This is a genomic window from Streptomyces sp. CC0208 (assembly GCF_003443735.1).
Lineage (GTDB): Bacteria > Actinomycetota > Actinomycetes > Streptomycetales > Streptomycetaceae > Streptomyces > Streptomyces sviceus.
In genome coordinates this window covers 5930520-5951105 of the sequence record NZ_CP031969.1, presented here as the reverse complement: position 1 = coordinate 5951105, position 20586 = coordinate 5930520, and the positions used below count along the sequence as shown (strand labels likewise).

The window sequence follows — 20586 nt, the reverse complement described above, 5'->3', positions numbered from 1 at the left end:
GTTGCCCCCATGAACCCTCGCAGTAGCAACAACACGCTCCCCCGGACGGGCCGGTCGGCCTATGGGGTGGCGACGGCCGTCTTCCTGCTGGCCATCCCTCTGGTCGTGGTGTACGGAGGTGTCTGGCTCCAGGACTTCCTCAACTTCGGAGCGGGCGTGGTCACGCTCGTCCTGCTCACCTGCTCCGTGATCTGGGGGCTGGTCGCGCAGGACCGGTTGATCCTCAACACCCGGCAACGGATCGTCGCCCAGGGTGTGCACCGGATCACCGCGGTGGGCTCGATCGCGTTCCTTCTCCTGCACATCGGGATCAAACTCACCCTCGACCACACCACGTGGATCGCCGCGTTCATCCCGTTCGGGCTCGGGTTCAGCAGCAGCGGAGGCCTCATAGGTCTCGGCACCCTGGCCGGCCAGCTCATGATCTTCGTCGGCATCACCGGCGCCCTGCGCAACCGGTTCGCGTCCCCGGCGCCGGTCGCGGCCCGCTGGCGCGCGATGCACATGCTGGCCTACCCGGCGTGGTGCGCCGGGCTGATCCACGGCCTGTACGCGGGCCGCGCGGTGAAGGCCCCGATCTTCACCTACATGTACGCGCTCTGCGTGCTCGGCGTCATAGCGGCCCTCGCCCTGCGCTCGGCACCGCGCCCGTTCAAGCGCAAGGTCACCGACCGGGTCGCCATGCTCCTGGGCGCCGAGGAGCGACCGGGCCGCGAGGAGCTGGAGGCCAGCCGGGCCAGGAGGGCCGCGGAGAGCGCCGCGCCGGGCCGCCAGAGCCGCAGGGCGCCCGAGTCCGCCGGCCGGCGCTCGGAGTCCTCCCTGCCGGGCTACGAGGGCCTGTCCCAGACCGGCTCCATTCCCGCCTACCAGGCCCCGCCGGCCCCGGAACCCGCGGGCAGCGGTTTCGCCGCCGCCTATCGCGCCATGTCACCGGGCGCACAGCAGCCCTTCGACACCGGCCAGACCGCCCGCATGGACATGCCGATGGACATGCAGGCCGCCACCGACCCCATCGCGCGCATGGACCCCGGCGGCAGCACCTCCGGCAGCTGGCCGGTGCCCACCCCGCCGCCGGTCGGCGAAGCACCCCCCTCCGCCTACGACCCGCTCCAGGACACGGGCTACAACATCCCGACCTATGGCGGTAATTCGGGCACGGCCAGCTACCTCTCAGGTGATGTACGCGACACCGGTGAGACAAACACCCTGTACGGCACGTACAACCCGAACGACACGTACAACAGCGGTCCCGCCACTGATCCAGCGCCCGGTCAGTCGTACGACTTCGACTCACCGGGATCGGGCGAACCTTGGAACACGCCTTCCGGAGGCTATAGGTGAACGAGGCCCTGCCCGACGTACCAGAAGTCCGCGTAGTCGGTCTTCCCCAACTCACGTCGGGCTTCGACCTTGTCGAACGACTTGACCTGCCCATGCACCTGAAGGTGCATGGGCCGCTCGAACCCATGGGCGGCGAGCAACTCGCGAAGCTCTCCGAAGCCATCAACCTGAAGGGGCGCGGCGGTGCCGGCTTCCCCTTCCACAAGAAGCTGCGCTCGGTCGCCGAAGCGGCGATCAAGCGCGGTGTGCGGCCGGTCGTCGTCGTCAACGGCAGCGAGGACGAACCCGCCTGCCGCAAGGACACGGTCCTCATCAACCGGGCCCCGCACCTCATCCTGGACGGCGCTCTCCTGGCCGCCGAGGCCCTGGGTGCCCGCACGCTCGTGATCGGGGTCACCCGGGAGTCCACGCAGCGCTCCATGGAGGCCGCCCTCGCCGAGCGCGGCCTCAGCAACGGCCGCCGATCGGCGCTACGCGCACGCGTGCAGCGCAATCCCGTCCGCATGGTCACCGGAGCGGCGGCCTCGCTGATCCGTTCCATCGACGGCGGCCCGGCCATCCCGCCCGGCCGCAAGGTCAGCGCCTCGCAGAACGGCGTCGGCGGCGCACCGACCCTGCTGTCCAACGCCGAGACCTTCGCGCAGCTGGCGATCGCCGCGCGCATCGGTCCTGAGCGCTACGGCAACACCGGTCTGTACGACGAGCCGGGCACCGTCATGCTCACGGTCTCCGGCGCCGTCGCGCGCCCCATGGTGATCGAGGTCCCGACGGGCGTACCGCTGCGCTACGTCCTGCAGTTGGCCGGCGCCCCGCCGGTCCCGCAGGGTGTGCTGACGGGCGGCTACCACGGCAAGTGGATCGACGCGGCGACGGTCAACGAGGCGATCGTCTCCCGCAACTCCCTGGACGCGGTGGGCGGGGCGCTCGGCGCCGGCGCGATCCTGCCGATCACTCAGGAGACCTGCCCGCTGGGCGAGTCGCTGCGGGTGGCGCAGTGGCTGGCCGAGGAGAGCGCGGGCCAGTGCGGCCCCTGCTACCTCGGTCTGCCGGCCGCCGCGCGCGGCATGGAGGACATCCTCAACGGCGGCGGCCCGGCCGCCCTGGAGGCGCTCAAGCAGGTCGCCAAGAACGTGAAGCGGCGCGGCGCGTGCTCGCACCCGGACGGCTCCGCGATGTTCCTGGAGTCGACCATCAAGGCGTTCACGGACGACCTGGCCGCCCATGTCCTCGGCAACGGCTGCGGACGGCCCGTGGAGGGCGTTCTGCCGCTCTTCGAGGGCGGCAAGATGCCGACGGGCATCCCGGGCGGCGCCGAGGCCGAGGAGAACGGCCCCAGCCGTCAGAAGATCTACGTCGACTGGACGCTCTGCCGGGGCCACGGCCTGTGCGCCGACATCCTCCCCGAGGTCTTCGAACTCGGCGCCGACGGCTTCCCGACCGTCGCCCAGGCCCAGGTGCCGCGGTACGCCGAGGCGAAGGCTCTACGCGCGGTGCGTCGCTGCCCCGCGCTCGCCCTGCGCCTGGAGGAGGAGAGCCCGCGCGACAAGGGTCCCGCCCGCAACCTGCCGGTCCTCTCCCAGGGCCGTGGAAGGCGTGCGCTGGGCCGCTGAGCCGACGTCACGAAGGGGGCCGCCCGATCCCGGGCGGCCCCCTTCGTCGTATGCGAACAACTCCCCCTGGAAACGCAACAATCCCGCCGGATCGAATGATCTGGCGGGATCTCTGTGGAGCTAAGGAGATTTGAACTCCTGACCCCCTGCATGCCATGCAGGTGCTCTACCAACTGAGCTATAGCCCCGTGCTGCGCTCCGCCCGGTTTCCCTGGCGGCGACGCCAACATTACACGGTCCACCGGGTGGAACACCAAATCGTTTCCCTGCGGGCAGCAGGGACGACGTCACGCGGTCACGAACGAGTAGAACCGCTTCAGCGTGCAGTGTTCTTCGAGGAGACGGCCGTAGATCGGCTCACCCTCCAGTTCGCGGTACGTCTCGATGGGGTCGCCTTTTATGATCAGCGCCCGCGCGCACTCCTCGCACCAGTACTGGTAGTCGGGATTGACCGGCTCCATGTCCCGCACGATCGGCGTCCCACTGCCGCACCAGTCGCATTTTCGCCTGTGTGCACCCATCGATCAGCTCCAGCTGTGGCCGCAGGCCGTGCACACGTAGGAGACCCCGCCGTTGTCGCCGAGTACTTGGGCCACGTGGACGGAACCGCAGGAAGGGCAGATGAGGCGGACCGTCGTGTCCCTCGTCGACGCCGCTTCGCGGAGGTGGCCGACCTCCGTGAGGATGCTCGCAGGCATCACTACTCCCTCCCGTCGGGCCGCGCCCCCTTCCGGCCGTTTGATTCTGCCACGGCCGGACCAATACGGTCAGCGACGCCTGAGTACCAGTCCGGACACGGCGCCCACCGCGGCGGTCCCGGCCAGCGCGAACATGCACGCCCACAGCGCCTCCGCAGAGGTATACGCCTCAGAGGGCCCAGTGACTCAAGTCGGTTCAAGAACAGTGTGCCCCGGTGAGCCGGCGGGGCACCGCCGCGCCGGTGCGGACACACAGAAAATCCCGCCTCCTGAAGGAGACGGGATCCTCATCGATCTTTGACGACTCAGCAGAGTGTCGATCTGTGGAGCTAAGGAGAATTGAACTCCTGACCTCCTGCATGCCATGCAGGCGCTCTACCAACTGAGCTATAGCCCCGGACGTTCCCCCCGCTCCGCGGGGCGAACAAGAAGAACTTTAGCCTGCGACCTGCCGGAAAGTGAAATCCGGTCCGGCGCCCTCAGTCGTCGTCGCCGAGCACCGGCTCCGGGAGGGTTCCGGCGTTGTGCTCCAGGAGGCGCCAGCCTCGGGCGCCCTGGCCGAGGACGGACCAGCAGCAGTTGGAGAGGCCGCCAAGGCTCTCCCAGTGCCGGGAGTCCAGGCCGAGCAGCCGCCCGATGGTGGTGCGGATCGTGCCGCCGTGGCTGACCACGACGAGCGTGCCGTCCTCGGGGAGCTTCTCGGTGTGCCGGAGCACGACGGGGGCGGCGCGGTCGGCGACCTCGGTCTCCAGTTCACCGCCACCGCGGCGGACCGGCTCACCGCGCTTCCACGCGGCGTACTCCTCACCGTGCCGGGCGATGATCTCCTCGTGCGTCAGCCCCTGCCAGACGCCCGCGTAGGTCTCGCGCAGGCCCTCGTCGTGGGCCACGTCCAGGCCGGTGAGCGCGGCGAGCTCGGCGGCGGTGTTCGCGGCCCTGCGCAGGTCGGAGGCGACGATCGCGTCGGGCTGCAGGGAGGCCAGCAGCCGGGCGGCGCGGCGGGCCTGGCCGACGCCGGTCTCGGTGAGCTCGACGTCGGTGGTGCCCTGGAAGCGGCGCTCCACGTTCCAGGAGGTCTGGCCGTGCCGCCACAGGATGACGCGGCGGCCCCGGCCCTTGCGGTCGGCGGGAGCGGTCAACGCGGCTCCCCGAACTCGGCGTCGTCCTCCGCGGCCCGGAGCTCGGCGTGCTCCTGCGCCTTGCCGCGGGTCGCCTTGGCGTCGGCCGGCAGCTCCAGCTCGGGGCAGTCCTTCCACAGCCGCTCCAGGGCGTAGAAGACCCGCTCCTCGCTGTGCTGGACGTGGACGACGATGTCCACGTAGTCGAGCAGGACCCAGCGCGCCTCGCGGTCGCCCTCGCGGCGCACCGGCTTGGCGCCGAGCTCCTTCGAGAGCCGCTCCTCGATCTCGTCGACGATGGACTTGACCTGGCGGTCGTTGGGTGCGGACGCCAGCAGGAAGGCGTCGGTGATCGAGAGGACGTCGCTGACGTCGTAGGCGATCACATCGTGGGCGAGCTTGTCGGCGGCCGCCTGCGCGGCGGTGTTGACGAGCTCGAGAGAACGGTCAGTCGCGGTCACTACAAGGCTTTCGGTCGGCGGTCTATTGACATCAAGGGTCTCACGGACCGCCGACGCCACCCCACGTTCTGCTGGACAGCACGTGGGGTGGCACTCGGGGCCCGGAGCAGGGCCTAGGACGAGGAGTCCGGCTTGTAGTCCTGGCCGAGGAGCACGGAGACGTTCGCGTTCGAGGCGATCGTGCCCTTGCTGACGGCGCTGGTGGGCAGGCCCAGGGTCTTGGCGACCTCGGTGGCGTTCGCCTTGTCGGCGGCGTCGGCGTAGACGACCTTGGAGGTGGCCCGGGCCGAGGAGGGTGTGCCGCCGTCGACGAAGGTGAAGCCGCCGTTGAGGAGGACGACGCGGGCCTTCTCGGTGTTGTCCCTGGTACCGGTGGCGTTCTGGACCGAGACGCTCACGGCCGCGTCCTTGTCGGGGCTCTTCGCCTTGCCGCCGAGGACGTCCTTGACGACACTCGCACTGGCCGCCGCGCTCAGGGTGCCGTCCTGCTGGACGGGCAGCAGCGCGGTCTTGTAGTCACCGCTCTTGGCGAGGTCGGCGAGCTTGGCGAGGAAGGTGCCGAGGTCGTTGTCCGTCAGGGACGGGTCGAGGATCTGGGCCAGGGTCTGCACGGTGGTGGTCGCGGCCGTCGGGTCGGAGGACAGCTTGCGCAGGACGCCCTGGAGGACCTGGCCGAACCGCTCCAGCTGGGCGTTCTGCGCCTCGCCGGAGGCACGGTAGGTGGCGTAGGCGACGGCCATCTTGCCGCTGAGGGTCTGGTCCTTCCCCTTGCTCACCAGGGGCGCCTGCCCCTTCTTCGTGGCGGCCGGGTCGGGCACGGCGGCGTTGGTGTCGACGTCGATGTTGCCGACGAGGTCGACCAGGTTCTGCAGATAGGGCGTGTCCAGACGCCAGGTGCCCTCGATGTCGGTGCCGAGGACGGTGTCGAGGGAGTCGACGGTCCCGGACGAGCCGTCGTCGTCGACGGACTTGGCGAGGGTCGTCGTGGAGCCGTCGTCGCCCGTCAGGTTGAGGGAGTTGGGGATCAGGACGGTGGTGCCCTGCTTGGTGGTGGTGTTGTCGACGAGCAGCGCCGTGGAGGTGCCGCCCTTCGCGGTGTTGTGCAGATGGACGACGATCACGTCGCGGTTCTGGGCGCTCGCCGCGATCGTGGTGTCCTTCTTGCTCTCCGTGTCCGAGAGGCCGGGCAGCTTCCCGGCGTACCAGAGGTAGCCGACTCCGCCGACCGCGACCAGGGCGAGGACGACGACCAGGGCGACGAGCCGGCTGCGGGCGCGGCGCTTGGCCTCCTCGCGGCGCTCGGTGCGGTTCTCGGTGAAGTTGAGCCAGTCGATGACGTCCTCGGAGTCACCGTCGGGCTCCTCGACGAACGCGAACTGCGCGGTGTGGTACTGCCGTTCGTCCCCCTCGGCGGCCTCCGCACCGGCGTGGCCGCCACCGGGGCGACCCGCGCGGGCAGGGTCCTCGTCGACCGCGCCCCGGTGGCCCTGACCGGTCGGAGAGCCGGCGCGGTTCCCCTGCCCGGCCTGTGTCCCCCCGGCCGGCCCGCCCTGCTGCGGGATGTAGGCGGTCTGCTCGGCGACGCGGGGCTGCTGGCCGCTCGCGGCGGCCCGGCCGTAGGGGTCGTACCCCGTCGCCGCACCGCCGCCCTGCGGGCCCCCGTTGGCGTACGGGTCGTACGGCGGCACGGGCGCCTGCTGACCGGTGTCGCCGGCGCCGTAGGGGTCGTAGGACGCGGGGTTCTGGGTGCCCGTGTCGTACGGTGCGGCCTGCCGGCTGCCCGTGGCGTACGGGTCGTAGCCGTAGCCCTGCTGCGCGTAGGGGTCGTACTGCTGCTGAGCCTGCTGTTGCGGGGTCTGTTGCGGCGGGACCTGCTGGTACACCGGCCGGCCGTAGTCGTCGTAGCCGACGAGTGCGTACTGGTTCTCCTGGTCGTCGCCGTAGCCCGCGTCGTATCGGTCGTTCACCGGTGCCCCTCTCGGCTCACTCGCCGCGGTACAGCTCGCGCTTGTCGATGTATCGCACGACTCCGTCCGGCACCAGGTACCAGACGGGGTCGCCCTTGGCGACTCTCGCCCGGCAGTCGGTGGAGGAGATGGCGAGGGCGGGGACCTCCACGAGCGAGACGCCGCCCTCGGGGAGCCCGGGGTCGGCCAGGGTGTGGCCGGGCCGGGTGACTCCGATGAAGTGCGCGAGGGCGAACAGCTCTTCCGCGTCCCGCCAGGTGAGGATCTGGCCGAGGGCGTCCGCGCCCGTGATGAAGAAGAGGTCGGTGTCGGGGTTGAGGGCCTTGAGGTCGCGCAGGGTGTCCGTGGTGTAGGTCGCGCCGCCGCGGTCGATGTCGATGCGGCTGACCGAGAACTGCGGGTTCTCGGCGGTCGCGATGACCGTCATCAGATAGCGGTCCTCGGCCGGGGAAACCTTGCGGTGGGTCTTCTGCCACGGCTGGCCCGTCGGTACGAACACCACCTCGTCCAGGTGGAACTGCGCGGCGACCTCGCTGGCCGCCACGAGGTGTCCGTGGTGGATCGGGTCGAACGTTCCGCCCATGACGCCCATGCGGCGCTTGCCGGGGTTCGACGGGCTGTTGCCCGGGCCGGTAGGCATGTCCTGCTCTCCCATGCGTGCAGACCCTACCGGCCCGGCCTGAGGACGTCGGCCGGCGGCGGCCCGGAGTGCCCCGCTTTGGGCACTCGGCGCCTCAGCGGTCGCGGTTGAAACGGGTGGTGATCCACAGCAGGAGCAGCAGGATGAGGAATGCGGAGCCGCCGGTCACCAGGGGGTCGAGGCTCTCGTGGTTGCCGCCGTGCTCGCCCTCTGCGGCGAGGGTGGCCAACTGGGCAGCGGTGCTGTGGAAGCTCATCTTCGGCAGGACCTATCCGGTGGGCGGGATAAAGATGTCGGCCCATCGTAAGCGGGCGCGGTGAGGGCCCTCACGCCGACTCCACCATTGGAGGCCGCCCTCGGGACCCGGGGAACCTTCGCCCTTCCTCAGTCGTCCTTCCGCTTGTACCCCCGCAGCACGAACCACGCGGTGAAGGCACAGCCCAGGAACATCACGACCAGTACCACCCGGAGCAGATTTCCGGACCCTTGCTGCTCGGCGGCGCCAGCGGCCTCGGTGAGCCAGGCGGCCCGGGTGTGCTCCATGACGTGGACTCCTTCGCTGTACTGCCGGTCCACGCTATCTCCGCCTAGGCTGGGCTCTGCTTCGGGGGCGCAAAGGGCCGCACAAGGGTCCGCAAAGGATCAGAGCGGCCGTGGAGGCACAGCCGCAGACGGCACAGCCAAAGACGCACATGGGGGAAGACATGTCCGACGACGGCCATCAGAACAACGGACACGAGCACGTGCCGAGCAGGCAGCGCAGGCGTTTCCCGGGTATCTCCTCGCGTGCGTACGAACACCCCGCCGACCGCTCCGCCCTGGTGGCGCTGCGCAAGCTGAGCGGATTCGACACGGTCTTCAAGGCGCTCAGCGGCCTGCTCCCCGAGCGGAGCCTGAGGCTGCTGTTCCTGTCCGACTCGGTGCGCGTGTCCGACCAGCAGTTCGCGTACCTCAACGACATGCTGCGGGACGCCTGTTACATCCTGGACCTGGAGAAGGTCCCGCCGATGTACGTCACCCAGGACCCGCAGCCGAACGCGATGTGCATCGGTCTGGACGAGCCGATCATCGTGGTCACCACGGGTCTGGTCGACCTGCTCGACGAGGAGGAGATGCGGGCGGTCGTCGGCCACGAGGTGGGCCACGCCCTCTCCGGCCACTCGGTCTACCGGACCATCCTGCTGTTCCTGACCAGCCTCGCCCTCAGGGTGGCGTGGATCCCGCTGGGCAATCTGGCGATCATGGCGATCGTGACCGCGCTGCGCGAGTGGTTCCGCAAGTCGGAGCTGTCGGCGGACCGGGCGGGCCTCCTCGTCGGCCAGGACCTGCGGGCCTCGATGCGCGGCCTGATGAAGCTGGCCGGCGGTCACCATCTGCACGAGATGAACGTGGACGCGTTCCTGAAGCAGGCCGAGGAGTACGAGGCCGGCGGCGACCTGCGCGACTCCGTGCTGAAGATCCTTAACGTCCTGCCGCGCTCCCACCCGTTCACCACCGTGCGGGCGGCCGAGCTGAAGAAGTGGGCCGAGTCCCGCGACTACCAGCGGATCATGGACGGCCACTACCCGCGCCGCACGGAGGACAAGGACACCTCGGTCACCGACTCCTTCCGCGAGTCGGCGGCGAGCTACGCGACCAACGTCAAGAGCTCCAAGGACCCCCTGATGAAGCTGGTCAGCGACATCGCGGGCGGGGCGGGCGACCTGGGCGGCAGGGTGCGCAGGGGCTTCGGCGGCTTCTCGAACTCGGCACCGCGGGACGGCGAGCCCCCGACGGACACCCCGCGGGACAACGAGGAGGGCTGAAACTCCGTCCAGGGGGCGCGGGGCTGTGTCGATGTGCGGCCTCTTGCCCCCGGGTCACACCTTCGGCTGCGCGCTGGTGGCCAGCGACCCGCAGAGCGCCGTGGCACTGCCGGTCGCGTAGGGATCGGTCCCCGCCGGTCCACCGGCCTTCGCGGTCTGCCCGGCCAGCAGCGGGTGCAGCCGGTTCGTGGAGTCCTCCGCGCAGGACAGCGGGCCGGCCTGGACGTACGACACGACCAGCTGGGCCGTGTGCATCCGCAGGTCGTCCCGGTCGAAGCGGAAGTGCAGCTCACGCCGGACGGTGAACAGCGACACCTGCCCCTTGGCGACCGCGCCCGCGCCGGCGGCCCGCAGCGCGTACACGAACGTGTGGTCCGCGGTGACCTCCAGCGTCGACGAGTCGGTCTCGGCGGCCTGGAGACTGCCCTGCACCCGGATCCTGCCGTCGGCCAGCCGCGCCTCGGCGGGGTCGAAGCGCACCAGCCAGCCGGTCGGGGCGTGCCGCCCGTCGGCGGCGGGGTGGGCGAAACTCTGGTCGAACTGGTCGAGTTGGTCCGTGTCCAGGAGCACCCGCACGGAGCGGACCTGGCCGCCGGCGAGGACGTCCGGGTCGAGCGAGGACCGCACGATGTAGTCCTTGGCGGTGGTCAGCGCGGAGACGACCTGGCTGTCGGAGAAGTGCGCGGTGCGCCGGGAGGCGGGCAGCGGGATGCCCTCGGCGCCGACGCGGTACTGGGCGGCGGGGCTGTGCGCGTACAGGTACTCGGCGTCGGCGTGCCCCGGAACCCTGCCCTCGGGGGCCAGCGGGATCACGGTCATCCGCAGGGGTTCGACGGGCTGCCGGATCGCGGCGTTCGGGTAGGGGTGCCGTACACCCATGTAGATCGCGGTGCCGAAGGCGACGGCGATCAGCAGGAACAGGATCAGCGCCTGCCGGGACAGTCCCCGGCGCAGTGGCGGGCGGCGGCGGACGGCGGGCGCGTGGTCGGACATGCGCTCGTGCGCGGAGTACTCCTGAAGGCGGGCAGCGCGGACGAACGACTCGTCGAAGACGACGGATCGGTACTCGTCCTCACCACCCACGGGGCCGCCCTCGGGTGTCCCCTCAGGTGGTTCTCCTGGCCCTCCCATATCTTCAGGGTAGGTCTCGGAAAGCTCAGGTAAACGCCCCGCTGTGCGACAAGTTCTGACAGGTTCTCACCAGGATCGTCAGGGCGTTCGCGGGACCGCGGAGGCAGCTGGCTGGGAGTAGTCGGCGGACGCGGAGGGCGTCACCGTGCTCCCCTGTTCCAGACCGGTCGAGGCGGGCGGCGGAACCCGGTCGCGGCTGCCGGAGGAGGAGCCCCGGTAGACCGCCGTGAAGGCCAGCGCGACCATGCCGATGCCCATCACGAGGGCGAGCATCCAGGCGACGGGACGGTGCCAGCGGACCTGTTTGCCGTATGTCCCGGGGGCGCCGTAGCGGCCTTCGAGGATCTCGGTGTCGTCCAGGTCGTCGAGTTCGGGATCATGGCCGAAACCGCTGGGTCCGTAGCCGTCGTCGTACCGCTCGGCTCTGGGGCGGGCGCGGCGGGCCTCGGCCTCGGAGGCCTCCGCTCTCGCCTGGGCCGCGGCCAGGAGGCGCTCGACGGCGGTCGGCTCGTGCACCACGGCCGCCCGTACGAAGGCCTCGTCGAAGACCACGGAGGCGAACTCTTCGTCCGACACCCCGCGGTCGTGGTCGTCGTCGGGCTCCCAGCCGTCAGGGAACGGCGTGCCCCCCACGTCCTCCGGCACGAATCCAGAGTAGACCTGGGGGGTCAATTTGGGCAGACGGTAGGGAAATTCATCCGCCCTGTGAGACACCTCTCGTCCGCCACGGAAGCGAGCCGGGGCGCCTGCCGGATGCATATGCCCTGGCCGCGCGCCCCCTGGCGCCCCGGATCAGCGGCGGATGTGACCGTCGCCGGTGACGATGTACTTCGTGCTGGTGAGCTCCGGCAGGCCCATCGGACCCCGCGCGTGCAGCTTCTGGGTGGAGATCCCGATCTCCGCGCCGAAGCCGAACTGGCCGCCGTCGGTGAAGCGGGTGGAGGCGTTGACCGCGACGGTCGTGGAGTCGACCAGCTGGGTGAAGCGGCGGGCGGCCTGCTGGGAGGTGGTGACGATGGCCTCGGTGTGACCGGAGGTCCACAGCCGGATGTGCTCGACGGCCTTGTCGAGGGAGTCGACGACGGCGGCGGCGATGTCGTAGGAGAGGTACTCGGTGTCCCAGTCCTCCAGGGTGGCCTCGACGACGGTCGCCTTGGTGTCCTTCGCGTACGCCAGCACCCGCGGGTCGGCGTGGACGGTCACGCCGGCCTCGGCGAGGGCGTCCAGGGCGCGCGGCAGGAACTCGGGGGCGATGTCCTGGTGGACCAGGAGGGTCTCGGCGGCGTTGCAGACGCTGACCCGCTGGGCCTTGGAGTTGATCAGGATGTCGATCGCCATGTCGAGGTCGGCCTGGGCGTCGACGTAGACGTGGCAGTTGCCGGTGCCGGTCTCGATGACGGGGACGATCGACTCCGTCACCACGGTCTGGATCAGCGAGGCGCCGCCGCGCGGGATGAGTACGTCGACCAGGCCGCGGGCGCGCATCAGCTCCTGCACGCTCTCGCGGGACTGGCCGGGCACGAGCTGGATCGCGTCGGCGGGCAGTCCGGCGCCGCCCACGGCGTCGCGCAGGACCCGTACGAGGGCGGTGTTCGACTCGTACGCGGAGGCCGAGCCGCGCAGCAGGACGGCGTTGCCGGACTTCAGGCACAGGGCGGCGGCGTCGACCGTGACGTTCGGGCGGGCCTCGTAGATGATGCCGACCACACCGAGCGGGACGCGGACCTGGCGCAGGTCGATGCCGTTCGGCAGGGTCGAGCCGCGCACGACCTCACCGACCGGGTCGGGCAGCGCCACGACGTCCCGTACGTCGGAGGCGATGGCGCGCACCCGCTCCGGGGTGAGGGTCAGCCGGTCGATGATCGACTCGCTGGTGCCGGCCTCGCGGGCCTTGGCGATGTCCTTGGCGTTGGCCTCGACGATCTCGCTCGTACGGACCTCCAGGGCGTCCGCGATGGCGAGCAGCGCGTCGTCCTTCTCGGCCCTGGGCAGCGGGGCGAGGTCGGCGGCGGCGGCCTTGGCCCGGTAGGCGGCCTGGACGACCGGGGTCATGGAGTCGTACGGCGAGAGCGAGGTCATACCGGAAGGGTAGTGCGCCCACAGGGGGCGTCCACCGCGTGTTCCACAGCGCGAGACGGGATCAAAGGGACATCGCCCGAGGGGCGATCGTCAGAACGGGTGGGCTCCGACCGGCGTGGCCGGAGGCGGGCCGTACCCCTCGGCGATGCGCTGGTGGTAGGTCTGGCGGTCGATGACCTCCAGCCCGACGATCTCCCAGGGCGGCAGTCCCGCGGTCTGCCGGTGCTCGCCCCACAGGCGCAGGGCGACGGCGGCCGCGTCGTGCAGGTCGCGGGCCTCCTCCCAGTAGCGGATCTCCGCGTGGTCGTTGGCGTAGCGGCTGGTCAGCAGGAAGGGGTGGTCGTGGGCGAGCTGTTCGAGGGCGCGCCGGACCTCTTTCAGCGGGGCCTCGTCGCCGGAGACGCTGAGGGTGACGTGCCACAGACGCGGCAGGTCCTGGGGCTCCTCGCGCTGGTACCGGTCGCCGGCCGCGACGCTCGTCAGGGCCCGCTCCTCACCGGCCGCGACACTTGTCAGGGCCCGCTCCTCCGCCGCCGCCCGCGTGGCCGACGCACCCGCCTCGCCCGCCGCCCGGGCCGAGGACCCGGCCGCCCGCGGGGCGGGGCCGCCGGCCTCGTCCGCGGCCGAGGACGGGACCGGGGTCGAGGACGGGGCCAGGGCCGGGGCCGAACCACCACCGGCCGTCCGCGCCACGGTCCCTCCGGGTGGACCGGACCCGCCGCGGGAAGCCGCCGCACCAACGCGGGACGCGGCCGCCCCAGGGCGCACTCGTCTCACGACGGCCTCCTTCATGCACACGTCGACCCACGGGGTCGGGAGATTGTTGTCCCTGGGACAAAGTTGAGCAGGCCGCAAGGGCTCGCGGGGCGGTTTTGCGGAACGTCCACCTGAGGGCGACGCTCTTGGCAGGGCGTTCACCCCGTTTTCGGGCACACCGGCCCTGAGAGGCACCGGGCGGCCCTCAGGGGTGCAGGATCACCAGATCGTCCCGGTGGACGACCTCCCGCTCGTAGGCCGGCCCCAGTTCGCGCGCCAGCTCCCGGGTGGAGTGGCCGATGAGCCGCGGGATCTCCTTGGCGTCGAAGTTGACGAGCCCGCGGGCCACGGCGTGCCCGGTGCCGTCCCGCAGTTCGACCGGGTCGCCCGCGACGAACTCGCCCTCGACGGCGGCGATCCCGGCCGGCAGCAGCGAGGTGCGGCGGTCGACGACGGCCTTCACCGCGCCGTCGTCCAGGATCAGCGCTCCCTGCGGGGTGGAGGCGTGCTGGAGCCACAGCAGCCGGTCGGCGGAGCGCTTGCCGGCGGGATGGAAGTAGGTGCCGGTGTCACCGCCGGACAGCGCCTCGGCCGCGTGGACCGCACTGGTCAGCACCACGGGGATGCCGGCGGCGGCCGCGATCCGGGCGGCCTCGACCTTGGTGACCATGCCGCCGGTGCCGACGCCCGCCTTGCCGGCGCTGCCGATCTCGACGTCCGCCAGGTCCTCGGGACCGCGCACTTCGGCTATCCGCGAGGTCCCGGGCTTGCTCGGGTCGCCGTCGTAGACGCCGTCGATGTCGGAGAGCAGGACGAGCAGGTCGGCGTGGACCAGATGGGCCACCAGGGCCGCCAGCCGGTCGTTGTCGCCGAAGCGGATCTCGTCGGTGGCGACGGTGTCGTTCTCGTTGACGATCGGCAGGGCGCCCATCGCCAGCAGCTTGTCGAGGGTGCGGGAGGCGTTGCGGTGGTGGGCGCGGCGGCTCATGTCGTCGCTGGTCAGCAGGATCTGTCCGACGCGGACGCCGTAGCGGGCGAAGGAGGCTGTGTAGCGGGCGACGAGCAGGCCCTGGCCGACGCTGGCGGCGGCCTGCTGGCGGGCGAGGTCCCGGGGGCGGCGGCGCAGCCCCAGCGGGGCGAGTCCGGCGGCGATGGCTCCGGAGGAGACGAGGACGATCTCCTTCTCTCCTCCGCTGCGGCTCTTGGCGAGGACGTCGACGAGCGCGTCGACCCGGTCGGCGTCGAGGCCGCCGGCGGCGGTGGTCAGCGACGAGGAACCGACCTTGACGACGATCCTGCGGGCCTCGCCCACGGCCTGCCTTGCCCCTGCCACCTTGTGTCCTGTCCCCTCGCGCCACTGTGGGTACCTCGCCCGCAATGTACGCGAAGGGGACGCGGCGACGCGCATCCGTCCAATCCCCGGACCCGGTACCGGACGCCTTCGGGGGCCGGTTCGGTTCCCGTTCCGAGAAAAGCGGAATTACACCCTCCTATTAATCGGAAGTGAATTCTTTCCGACGAACAGATGTACAACCATTCACCTCCGCTTCGTGTCGAACTGGCCGACATCAAGGTCATTGCCGTAGCTCGAGAAAGCCCTGCCCATGACGATCCGTCGGTTGTGCGCCGTCCTGCGCGTCAGCGGGAAAACCGAACTTCTTCTGGTGATCCTTTTCGCCGCGGGTTTCGCGGCACTTCCCGTTCTGGCGCTGCTGCCGTCCCTGTGGGGCTTCACGGCGGCCTGGGCCGTGACGTATCTGGCGGACGAGACCCTGCACAACAGAGCCCCGGGATTCGTCCGCCGCCTTGCGACACTGCAGCTCAGCCGCACGATGCGGTTCGCCGTGCGGACGGTGATGCTGCTCGCCCTGGCCGACCGGACGGACGCGCCGGACGGGGTGCTGATCACCGGGCTCGCCGTTCTCAGCGCCCATTTCCTGCTGGTGATGATGTATTCGGCGCTGCATCACGCGATCCGCAGGCGGCGCGTACTGCCGGTGGTCGTGTGCAATCTCGACATGAGCGGGATCGATATACCCGAACGCCCGCCCGCCTGGCTCTACCGGCGTTTCCTGCGCAAGCTGCTCCACCTCGATCTGCCGGCCCACGCGGGACTGATCGTCGCGCTGGCCACCGGGACCTGGTACGCGGCCTACGCCGGCTACGCGCTGACGATCGGCGCCGCCTCGGTCGCCCTGGCAGCCCTGCTGGGACAGTTCCGCGCGGTCCGCCGGATGCCCGGCCGGGACGCGGTGATCGCCGAGGTCAACCGTCAACTGGCCGCACACCGGCCCGAGGTGGCCCTGTACTTCAGCTTCGCCGCGGTGTCCCGGGACTTCATGTACCAGGTCAACATGTGGATCGAGACGCTGGAGCAGCTCGACCGGCGCCCGGTGATCGTCCTGCGCGAGCGGGCCTCGTTCCGCTTCCTCGCCCGCACCCGCGTCCCCGTGGTCTGCGTGCCCAAGGCCGACGACCTGGCGGAGCTGGACCTGTCCGGCGTCCAGGTCGTGCTCTATCCCGGCAACGCCGGCAAGAACGTCCACATGCTGCGGGTCGCCGAGGCCAAGCACGTCTTCATCGGCCATGGCGACAGCGACAAGCTCGCCAGCAGCAACCGCGTCAGCAAGGTGTACGACGAGATCTGGGTGGCCGGAAAGGCGGGTCGGGACCGCTACCAGAGGGTCCGGCACGCCATCAGTGACGAGGCCATCGTCGAGGTGGGCCGTCCGCAGCTGGCCCCGGTCCGCTCGCACGCCGAGCACGTCCCCGGCCCGGTGCCCGTCGTCCTCTACGCGCCCACCTGGGAGGGCTGGAGCGACGACGACTGCCACACCTCCCTGATCCCGATGGGCGTACCGCTGATCGAGGGGCTCCTCGCGGAGAACGTGCGGATCATCTACAAGCCGCACCCCCTCACCGGCAAGCGCTCGGCCGAGGCGGCCGCCGCGGACCGGACCATCAGGGAGCTGCTTCGGGAGGACGAGGACAAAGGCGCAAAAGCAGCAAAGGGCGCGGAGGCCGCGAGAGCCCGGCTCCAGGAGATCCGGGCCCGTCTGGACGAGATGTCCGGCCGACACGAGGGCGACGACGCCCAGCAGTTGCGGGACGCGCGGGTCCCGGACGGGGACGGCGCGGCCGAGTGGCAGGAACTGCGGGACGAGTGGCACCGGATCTTCTGGGCGAGCCGGAGCGGCACCCGGCACCACGTGATCCTCGACCAGCTCCCCACCCTGTACGAGTGCTTCAACCAGGCGGACCTCCTCGTCAGCGACGTCTCCTCGGTGGTCGCCGACTTCGTGGCCAGCCTCAAGCCGTACGTCCTGACCAACGCCCTGGACCTGCCCGACGAGGAGTTCCGGGCCGCCTACACCACCGCGGGCGGCGCCTATCTGCTCGACCGGGCCTGCACCCGGCTGCCGGAGATCCTGCGCTCGGTCCGCGAACCCCTGCACGACCCCATGGCCGCGCGGCGCCGCACGCTCAAGGAGTACGTGCTGGGTCCGGACCGTCCGACCTCGATGGAGCGGTTCAACGCGGCTGTCAACGACCTGGCCGACCGCTCGACGGCGGAGCGCGCCGAGGACCTTCTCGCCCCGCTCGCCTGACGGCACCTGCGCGCATACCACCTCCCCGCCCGGCAAGGCGGAGGACACGCGCGTGTCGTCGGGAGGTCGGCACGCGTTAACCAGGGCGTCCGTCTCGCGACGACCCTGGAGTGTCCCCCGTGCGAAAACGCCTCCCCCGCCTCCGGTCCGCGCTGCGGCTGCCGGGCCGGCAGACCGCGACGAGAGCGCTCGTCGCCGCCGTCCTGGCGGCCGCGGTCGTCGCCCAGGCCGTCGCCGCGCTGCGTCCGCACGTCCCGCTGCTGCTCGCCGCGACGGCCGCCTCCCTGGCCGTCGAGGGCGTTCTGCACCGCTGGCAGCGCGGCATGGTGTCCCTGTTCGCCAAGTCCCACGCGGACATCACCGTGCGGCACGTCCTGCGCGACCTGCTGCTGGTCCTCGGCCTGCTGCGGCTGACCCCGGAGGCCGAGGAGACGGCGTACACGGTGCTGGTGGCCGGTCTGCTCGCCTTCTACGCGCTGCACTGCGCGATCCAGGCGGTCTCCGTCCTGGTCCGCCGCACCCGGACCCTCCCGGTGGTCACCCGCAACATCGACGCCTCCGCGCTCCGTCTGACCCCGGCCCCGCCCGCCCTGCTGCGCCGCCCCGGCCCCCGGCTGCTGGTCCACGGCCTGCCCGCCACGACGGGCCTGCTGACCACGGCGGCCACCGGTGAGCCCCGGTGCGCGGCCTTCGGCATCGCGATGTCCCTGGGGCTCGCCCTCATGGGCCTCTACGACCTTCTCGTACGGCTGCTGCCGAGCCGGCGTCCGGCGGGCGAGCAGGAGGTGCTGGACTGGTTCGACGCGTGGCTCGCCGCGTACCGGCCGACCGTCGGCCTGTACTTCTCCGGCGGGGTCTCCTCCGCCTACCAGGCCAACATGTGGCTGGAGCCGCTCGCGAAGCTCGGCGGGAGGCCGGTCGTCGTCCTGCGCGAGCGGTTCATGATGCAGAAGATCGCCGCGACCGACCTGCCGATCATCTGCCTGCCGAAGGTGTCCACGCTGCTGCGCCTGGAGCAGTCCACACTCCAGGTCCTCATCCACCCCTCGAACTCCGGCAAGACCTCCCAGGTCCTGCGCATCCCGACGATCAAGCACACGTTCGTCAACCACGGCGAGAGCGACAAGCTGTCCTCCTGCAACCCGTACGCGAAGGCCTACGACGAGGTGTGGGTGGCCGGTCCCGCGGCCCGCGAGCGGTACGCGGCGGCCCAGGTCGGCGTCGAGGACAAGGACGTGGTGGAGATCGGCCGCCCGCAGCTGGACGCCGTACGGCCCTACGAGGGACCGCCGACCGGGACGTACACGACGGTGCTGTACGCCCCGACCTGGGAGGGCTGGGACGGCAACCCCGGGAACACCTCGGTGATCGAGGCGGGCGAGAACCTCGTGCGGGCGCTGCTGGCGGACCCGGGGGTACGGCTGCTGTACAAACCGCATCCGCTGACCGGGTCGGTGGACGCGCGGGCGGGCGCGGCGGACCTCAGGATCCGTGAGCTGGTCCGGGCGGCGAACCGGGAGCGGGCCGGAGAGCGGCCCGTCGACGACGGTGAACTCTCCCGCAGGGCACAGGAGTTGGACCGGCTCACCCTCGCCTCCTTCCGGACCGCCGCGGACTCGGTCGAGCGCATGCTGTTGCAGTCCACGCCGGAGCCGGGCCGCGCGGAGGCGGTGGCCCGGGCGACGGCGGCCTGGGAGCGTGCGTACTGGGCCTCGCTGCCGGAGTGGGAGCACCAGGTCGTCACCGACGCCCGGCCCGCGTTGTACGCCTGCTTCAACCGGGCCGACCTGCTGATCAGCGATGTGTCCAGCGTGGTCAGCGACTTCCTGGCGAGCGGGAAGCCGTACGCGGTCGCGAACACCAGCGGGTTGAGCGAGACCGCGTTCCGTGCGGCCTTCCCCACGGCGGGGGCGGCGACCGTGCTGACGCCGGACGCGGCGGGGGTGCCGGCGCTGCTGGACGCGGTACGGCATCCGGAGCGGGACGCACTCGTGGGTGCTCGCGCCGCGCTGAAGCGGCGGTTGCTGGGGCCGGACGAGCCGAGTTCGCAGGAACGGTTCGACATGGCCGTTCAGGCGTTGAGCGCGGTGGCCCGGAGGCGGAGGCTGCCGGGGCAGCGGCGGGACGAGGAGACGGTGTGCGCCTCGGGGACGCTCACGCTGCCGGAGTGAGGACCCGGCGCGCCTTGCGGACCGCCCGCCGCAGCAACTGGTCGACGCCGACCTCCCGGTAGCCCGGCACCTCCCGGGCCTCGCGCGGCTCGGCCAGGTAGACGGAGTCGGGCAGGCCCGTCGACCGATCGCGGAAGAACGGGTAGGCGAAATACACCCGGCGGCCGCCCTTCTCCAGCACCGGCTGCGGGGTCTTCTTCGCCCTCATGAACTCCAGGACCTCCACCAGGAGGTCCGGGCGGCCCATCGCCACCAGCTGGAGCCGCAGACGTTCGTGGACCCGGAGGCGGTGGGCCACCTCGCCGGTCCAGTAGGCGTCCACCAGGGGCTTCGCCAGCTCCAGCTTCTCCTGGCGGACCGCCTCGCCGTCCTTGAGGAACTTCGGGCCGAACTGCGGGAGCAGGGTGACGAGGAAGGGGCGGACCATCAGCGCGTCGCGTCTCGCGCCCGGCGGGACCATGTCGGCGATCAGGGTCATCAGGGCGCGCGCGGAGTCGAAGCGCAGGGTGTGGCTGCCGGTCCTGGTGACGTGCTTGCCGTCCTCGCGGCCCACCAGGTAGTAGCAGGTGTGGTCGGCGATCACGGAGACGCCGTCGGCCCGCAGATAGGCCTCCATGGTGAACAGGGCGTCCTCGCCGGTCCACAGGGACTCGTCGAAGCGCATGCTGTGCCGTTCGAGGAACGCGCGGCGGAACAGCTTCTGCGCGCTCAGCGTGAACTTGATGTTGGAGGAGAAGACGTCGGTGCGCTCCAGGCTCTGTCCCCACATCGACGTCGGCGGCTTGCGGTTGACGCCCTCGACCCGGCCGAGGACGACGTCCGTGCCGTTGCGGTCGGCCATCGCGACCATCCGCTCCAGAGCCTCGGGGCCGAGCCGGTCGTCGGCGTCCAGGAAGAAGACGTACCGCCCGGTCGCCTTGCCCAGACCGACGTTGCGCGGGCCGCTGGGGCCGCCGGAGTTGTCCTGCCGGATCACCGTGACGTCGAGGGACGTGCGCGCGGCGAACTCCTCCAGGTACTCGCCGGTGCCGTCCGCCGAGCCGTCGTCGACCGCGATGACCTCGATGCGCGCGTGACCGATCGTCTGCGCCTCGACGGAGGCCAGGCAGTCGACCAGGTACGGCATCGCCTCGTAGGCCCCGATGACAACGGTCACATCAGGCTGCACAACGGTCACTTCTTCCCCAGTAACGGTCCGTTT

General features: G+C 71.0%; 19 protein-coding genes, 2 tRNA genes and 1 pseudogene. 5 read left to right on the top strand and 17 right to left on the bottom strand.

What is annotated here, in order from left to right:
* The first annotated feature begins 9 nt into the window (after positions 1 to 9).
* Positions 10 to 1341, top strand: a complete 1332-nt coding sequence (locus D1369_RS27320) for a cytochrome b/b6 domain-containing protein (RefSeq protein WP_202476997.1) — start codon at positions 10 to 12, stop codon at positions 1339 to 1341.
* Positions 1338 to 2951, top strand: coding sequence for an NADH-quinone oxidoreductase subunit NuoF family protein (locus D1369_RS27315; RefSeq protein ID WP_037900000.1), 1614 nt, complete (start codon positions 1338 to 1340; stop codon positions 2949 to 2951). Before D1369_RS27320 ends, D1369_RS27315 begins: the two co-directional genes overlap by 4 nt.
* 115 nt (positions 2952 to 3066) lie before the next feature.
* Here D1369_RS27315 and D1369_RS27310 read toward each other — a convergent pair.
* The 11 genes and pseudogenes from D1369_RS27310 to D1369_RS43095 form a co-directional block, all read right to left on the bottom strand.
* Positions 3067 to 3139, bottom strand: a tRNA-Ala gene (locus D1369_RS27310).
* 99 nt (positions 3140 to 3238) lie between these two features.
* On the bottom strand, positions 3239 to 3472 hold the full coding sequence (locus D1369_RS27305) for a hypothetical protein (RefSeq protein WP_003976229.1): 234 nt from the start codon (positions 3470 to 3472) through the stop codon (positions 3239 to 3241).
* A 3-nt stretch (positions 3473 to 3475) separates the two neighbouring features.
* Positions 3476 to 3649 carry a hypothetical protein gene (locus tag D1369_RS27300; protein ID WP_106433491.1) on the bottom strand — a complete coding sequence of 58 codons (174 nt, stop codon included), beginning with the start codon at positions 3647 to 3649 and terminating at the stop codon, positions 3476 to 3478.
* Between the two features lie 69 nt (positions 3650 to 3718).
* Positions 3719 to 3861 (bottom strand): annotated as a pseudogene (locus D1369_RS44025) (MFS transporter); the annotation flags it as partial.
* Between the two features lie 112 nt (positions 3862 to 3973).
* Positions 3974 to 4046 (bottom strand) — tRNA-Ala (locus D1369_RS27290).
* An 82-nt stretch (positions 4047 to 4128) separates the two neighbouring features.
* Complete coding sequence (locus D1369_RS27285; protein WP_007381972.1) at positions 4129 to 4788, bottom strand: histidine phosphatase family protein; 660 nt, start codon at positions 4786 to 4788, stop codon at positions 4129 to 4131.
* Positions 4785 to 5228 carry a ribosome silencing factor gene (rsfS, locus tag D1369_RS27280; protein WP_037900003.1) on the bottom strand — a complete coding sequence of 148 codons (444 nt, stop codon included), beginning with the start codon at positions 5226 to 5228 and terminating at the stop codon, positions 4785 to 4787. The genes D1369_RS27285 and rsfS overlap by 4 nt, the downstream gene beginning before the upstream one ends.
* Before the next feature lie 113 nt (positions 5229 to 5341).
* Positions 5342 to 7195, bottom strand: coding sequence for an LCP family protein (locus tag D1369_RS27275; protein ID WP_007381974.1), 1854 nt, complete (start codon positions 7193 to 7195; stop codon positions 5342 to 5344).
* A 16-nt stretch (positions 7196 to 7211) separates the two neighbouring features.
* The gene (gene nadD, locus D1369_RS27270) at positions 7212 to 7850 is read right to left on the bottom strand and encodes a nicotinate-nucleotide adenylyltransferase (protein WP_007381975.1); all 639 of its coding nucleotides are present in this window, start codon (positions 7848 to 7850) and stop codon (positions 7212 to 7214) included.
* A 79-nt stretch (positions 7851 to 7929) separates the two neighbouring features.
* A complete protein-coding gene (locus D1369_RS43100; protein WP_037900005.1) occupies positions 7930 to 8091 on the bottom strand; it encodes a hypothetical protein in 162 nt (53 codons plus the stop codon).
* A 128-nt stretch (positions 8092 to 8219) separates the two neighbouring features.
* On the bottom strand, positions 8220 to 8378 hold the full coding sequence (locus D1369_RS43095; RefSeq protein ID WP_037900006.1) for a hypothetical protein: 159 nt from the start codon (positions 8376 to 8378) through the stop codon (positions 8220 to 8222).
* A gap of 161 nt (positions 8379 to 8539) precedes the next feature.
* Between D1369_RS43095 and D1369_RS27265 the strand changes: the two genes are divergently transcribed.
* On the top strand, positions 8540 to 9640 hold the full coding sequence (locus tag D1369_RS27265) for a M48 family metallopeptidase (protein ID WP_037903306.1): 1101 nt from the start codon (positions 8540 to 8542) through the stop codon (positions 9638 to 9640).
* Positions 9641 to 9694: 54 nt separating this feature from the next.
* On the opposite strand, the gene D1369_RS27260 is transcribed toward D1369_RS27265, so the two are convergent.
* The 5 genes from D1369_RS27260 to proB form a co-directional block, all read right to left on the bottom strand.
* Positions 9695 to 10771 carry a hypothetical protein gene (locus D1369_RS27260; protein WP_007381978.1) on the bottom strand — a complete coding sequence of 359 codons (1077 nt, stop codon included), beginning with the start codon at positions 10769 to 10771 and terminating at the stop codon, positions 9695 to 9697.
* Positions 10772 to 10849: 78 nt separating this feature from the next.
* Positions 10850 to 11416 carry a hypothetical protein gene (locus tag D1369_RS27255; RefSeq protein ID WP_037900008.1) on the bottom strand — a complete coding sequence of 189 codons (567 nt, stop codon included), beginning with the start codon at positions 11414 to 11416 and terminating at the stop codon, positions 10850 to 10852.
* 147 nt (positions 11417 to 11563) lie between these two features.
* Complete coding sequence (locus D1369_RS27250) at positions 11564 to 12850, bottom strand: glutamate-5-semialdehyde dehydrogenase (RefSeq protein ID WP_007381980.1); 1287 nt, start codon at positions 12848 to 12850, stop codon at positions 11564 to 11566.
* Between the two features lie 90 nt (positions 12851 to 12940).
* The gene (locus D1369_RS27245) at positions 12941 to 13366 is read right to left on the bottom strand and encodes a hypothetical protein (protein WP_050789878.1); all 426 of its coding nucleotides are present in this window, start codon (positions 13364 to 13366) and stop codon (positions 12941 to 12943) included.
* Between the two features lie 445 nt (positions 13367 to 13811).
* Positions 13812 to 14918, bottom strand: a complete 1107-nt coding sequence (proB, locus tag D1369_RS27235; protein WP_037900010.1) for a glutamate 5-kinase — start codon at positions 14916 to 14918, stop codon at positions 13812 to 13814.
* A 292-nt stretch (positions 14919 to 15210) separates the two neighbouring features.
* Here proB and D1369_RS27230 point away from each other — a divergent pair, with 292 nt between their 5' ends.
* Both D1369_RS27230 and D1369_RS27225 read left to right on the top strand, forming a co-directional pair.
* A complete protein-coding gene (locus tag D1369_RS27230) occupies positions 15211 to 17214 on the top strand; it encodes a hypothetical protein (RefSeq protein ID WP_050789699.1) in 2004 nt (667 codons plus the stop codon).
* A gap of 158 nt (positions 17215 to 17372) precedes the next feature.
* The gene (locus D1369_RS27225) at positions 17373 to 19385 is read left to right on the top strand and encodes a hypothetical protein (protein WP_162951076.1); all 2013 of its coding nucleotides are present in this window, start codon (positions 17373 to 17375) and stop codon (positions 19383 to 19385) included.
* Here D1369_RS27225 and D1369_RS27220 read toward each other — a convergent pair.
* Entirely contained in the window at positions 19369 to 20562 is a 1194-nt protein-coding gene (locus tag D1369_RS27220) for a glycosyltransferase family 2 protein (RefSeq protein WP_007381985.1), read from the bottom strand. The two genes, D1369_RS27225 and D1369_RS27220, sit on opposite strands and share 17 nt — an antisense overlap.
* Positions 20563 to 20586: the final 24 nt, after the last annotated feature.

What these genes read in the sequence shown, in the direction of transcription:
- D1369_RS27320 (WP_202476997.1), top strand. Translation starts at nt 10, where the DNA reads ATGAACCCTCGCAGTAGCAACAACACGCTCCCCCGGACGGGCCGGTCG.
- D1369_RS27305 (WP_003976229.1), bottom strand. Translation starts at nt 3,472, where the DNA reads ATGGGTGCACACAGGCGAAAATGCGACTGGTGCGGCAGTGGGACGCCG.
- D1369_RS27300 (WP_106433491.1), bottom strand. Translation starts at nt 3,649, where the DNA reads ATGCCTGCGAGCATCCTCACGGAGGTCGGCCACCTCCGCGAAGCGGCG.
- nadD (WP_007381975.1), bottom strand. Translation starts at nt 7,850, where the DNA reads ATGGGAGAGCAGGACATGCCTACCGGCCCGGGCAACAGCCCGTCGAAC.
- D1369_RS43100 (WP_037900005.1), bottom strand. Translation starts at nt 8,091, where the DNA reads ATGAGCTTCCACAGCACCGCTGCCCAGTTGGCCACCCTCGCCGCAGAG.
- D1369_RS43095 (WP_037900006.1), bottom strand. Translation starts at nt 8,378, where the DNA reads ATGGAGCACACCCGGGCCGCCTGGCTCACCGAGGCCGCTGGCGCCGCC.
- D1369_RS27265 (WP_037903306.1), top strand. Translation starts at nt 8,540, where the DNA reads ATGTCCGACGACGGCCATCAGAACAACGGACACGAGCACGTGCCGAGC.
- D1369_RS27260 (WP_007381978.1), bottom strand. Translation starts at nt 10,771, where the DNA reads ATGGGAGGGCCAGGAGAACCACCTGAGGGGACACCCGAGGGCGGCCCC.
- D1369_RS27250 (WP_007381980.1), bottom strand. Translation starts at nt 12,850, where the DNA reads ATGACCTCGCTCTCGCCGTACGACTCCATGACCCCGGTCGTCCAGGCC.
- D1369_RS27230 (WP_050789699.1), top strand. Translation starts at nt 15,211, where the DNA reads ATGACGATCCGTCGGTTGTGCGCCGTCCTGCGCGTCAGCGGGAAAACC.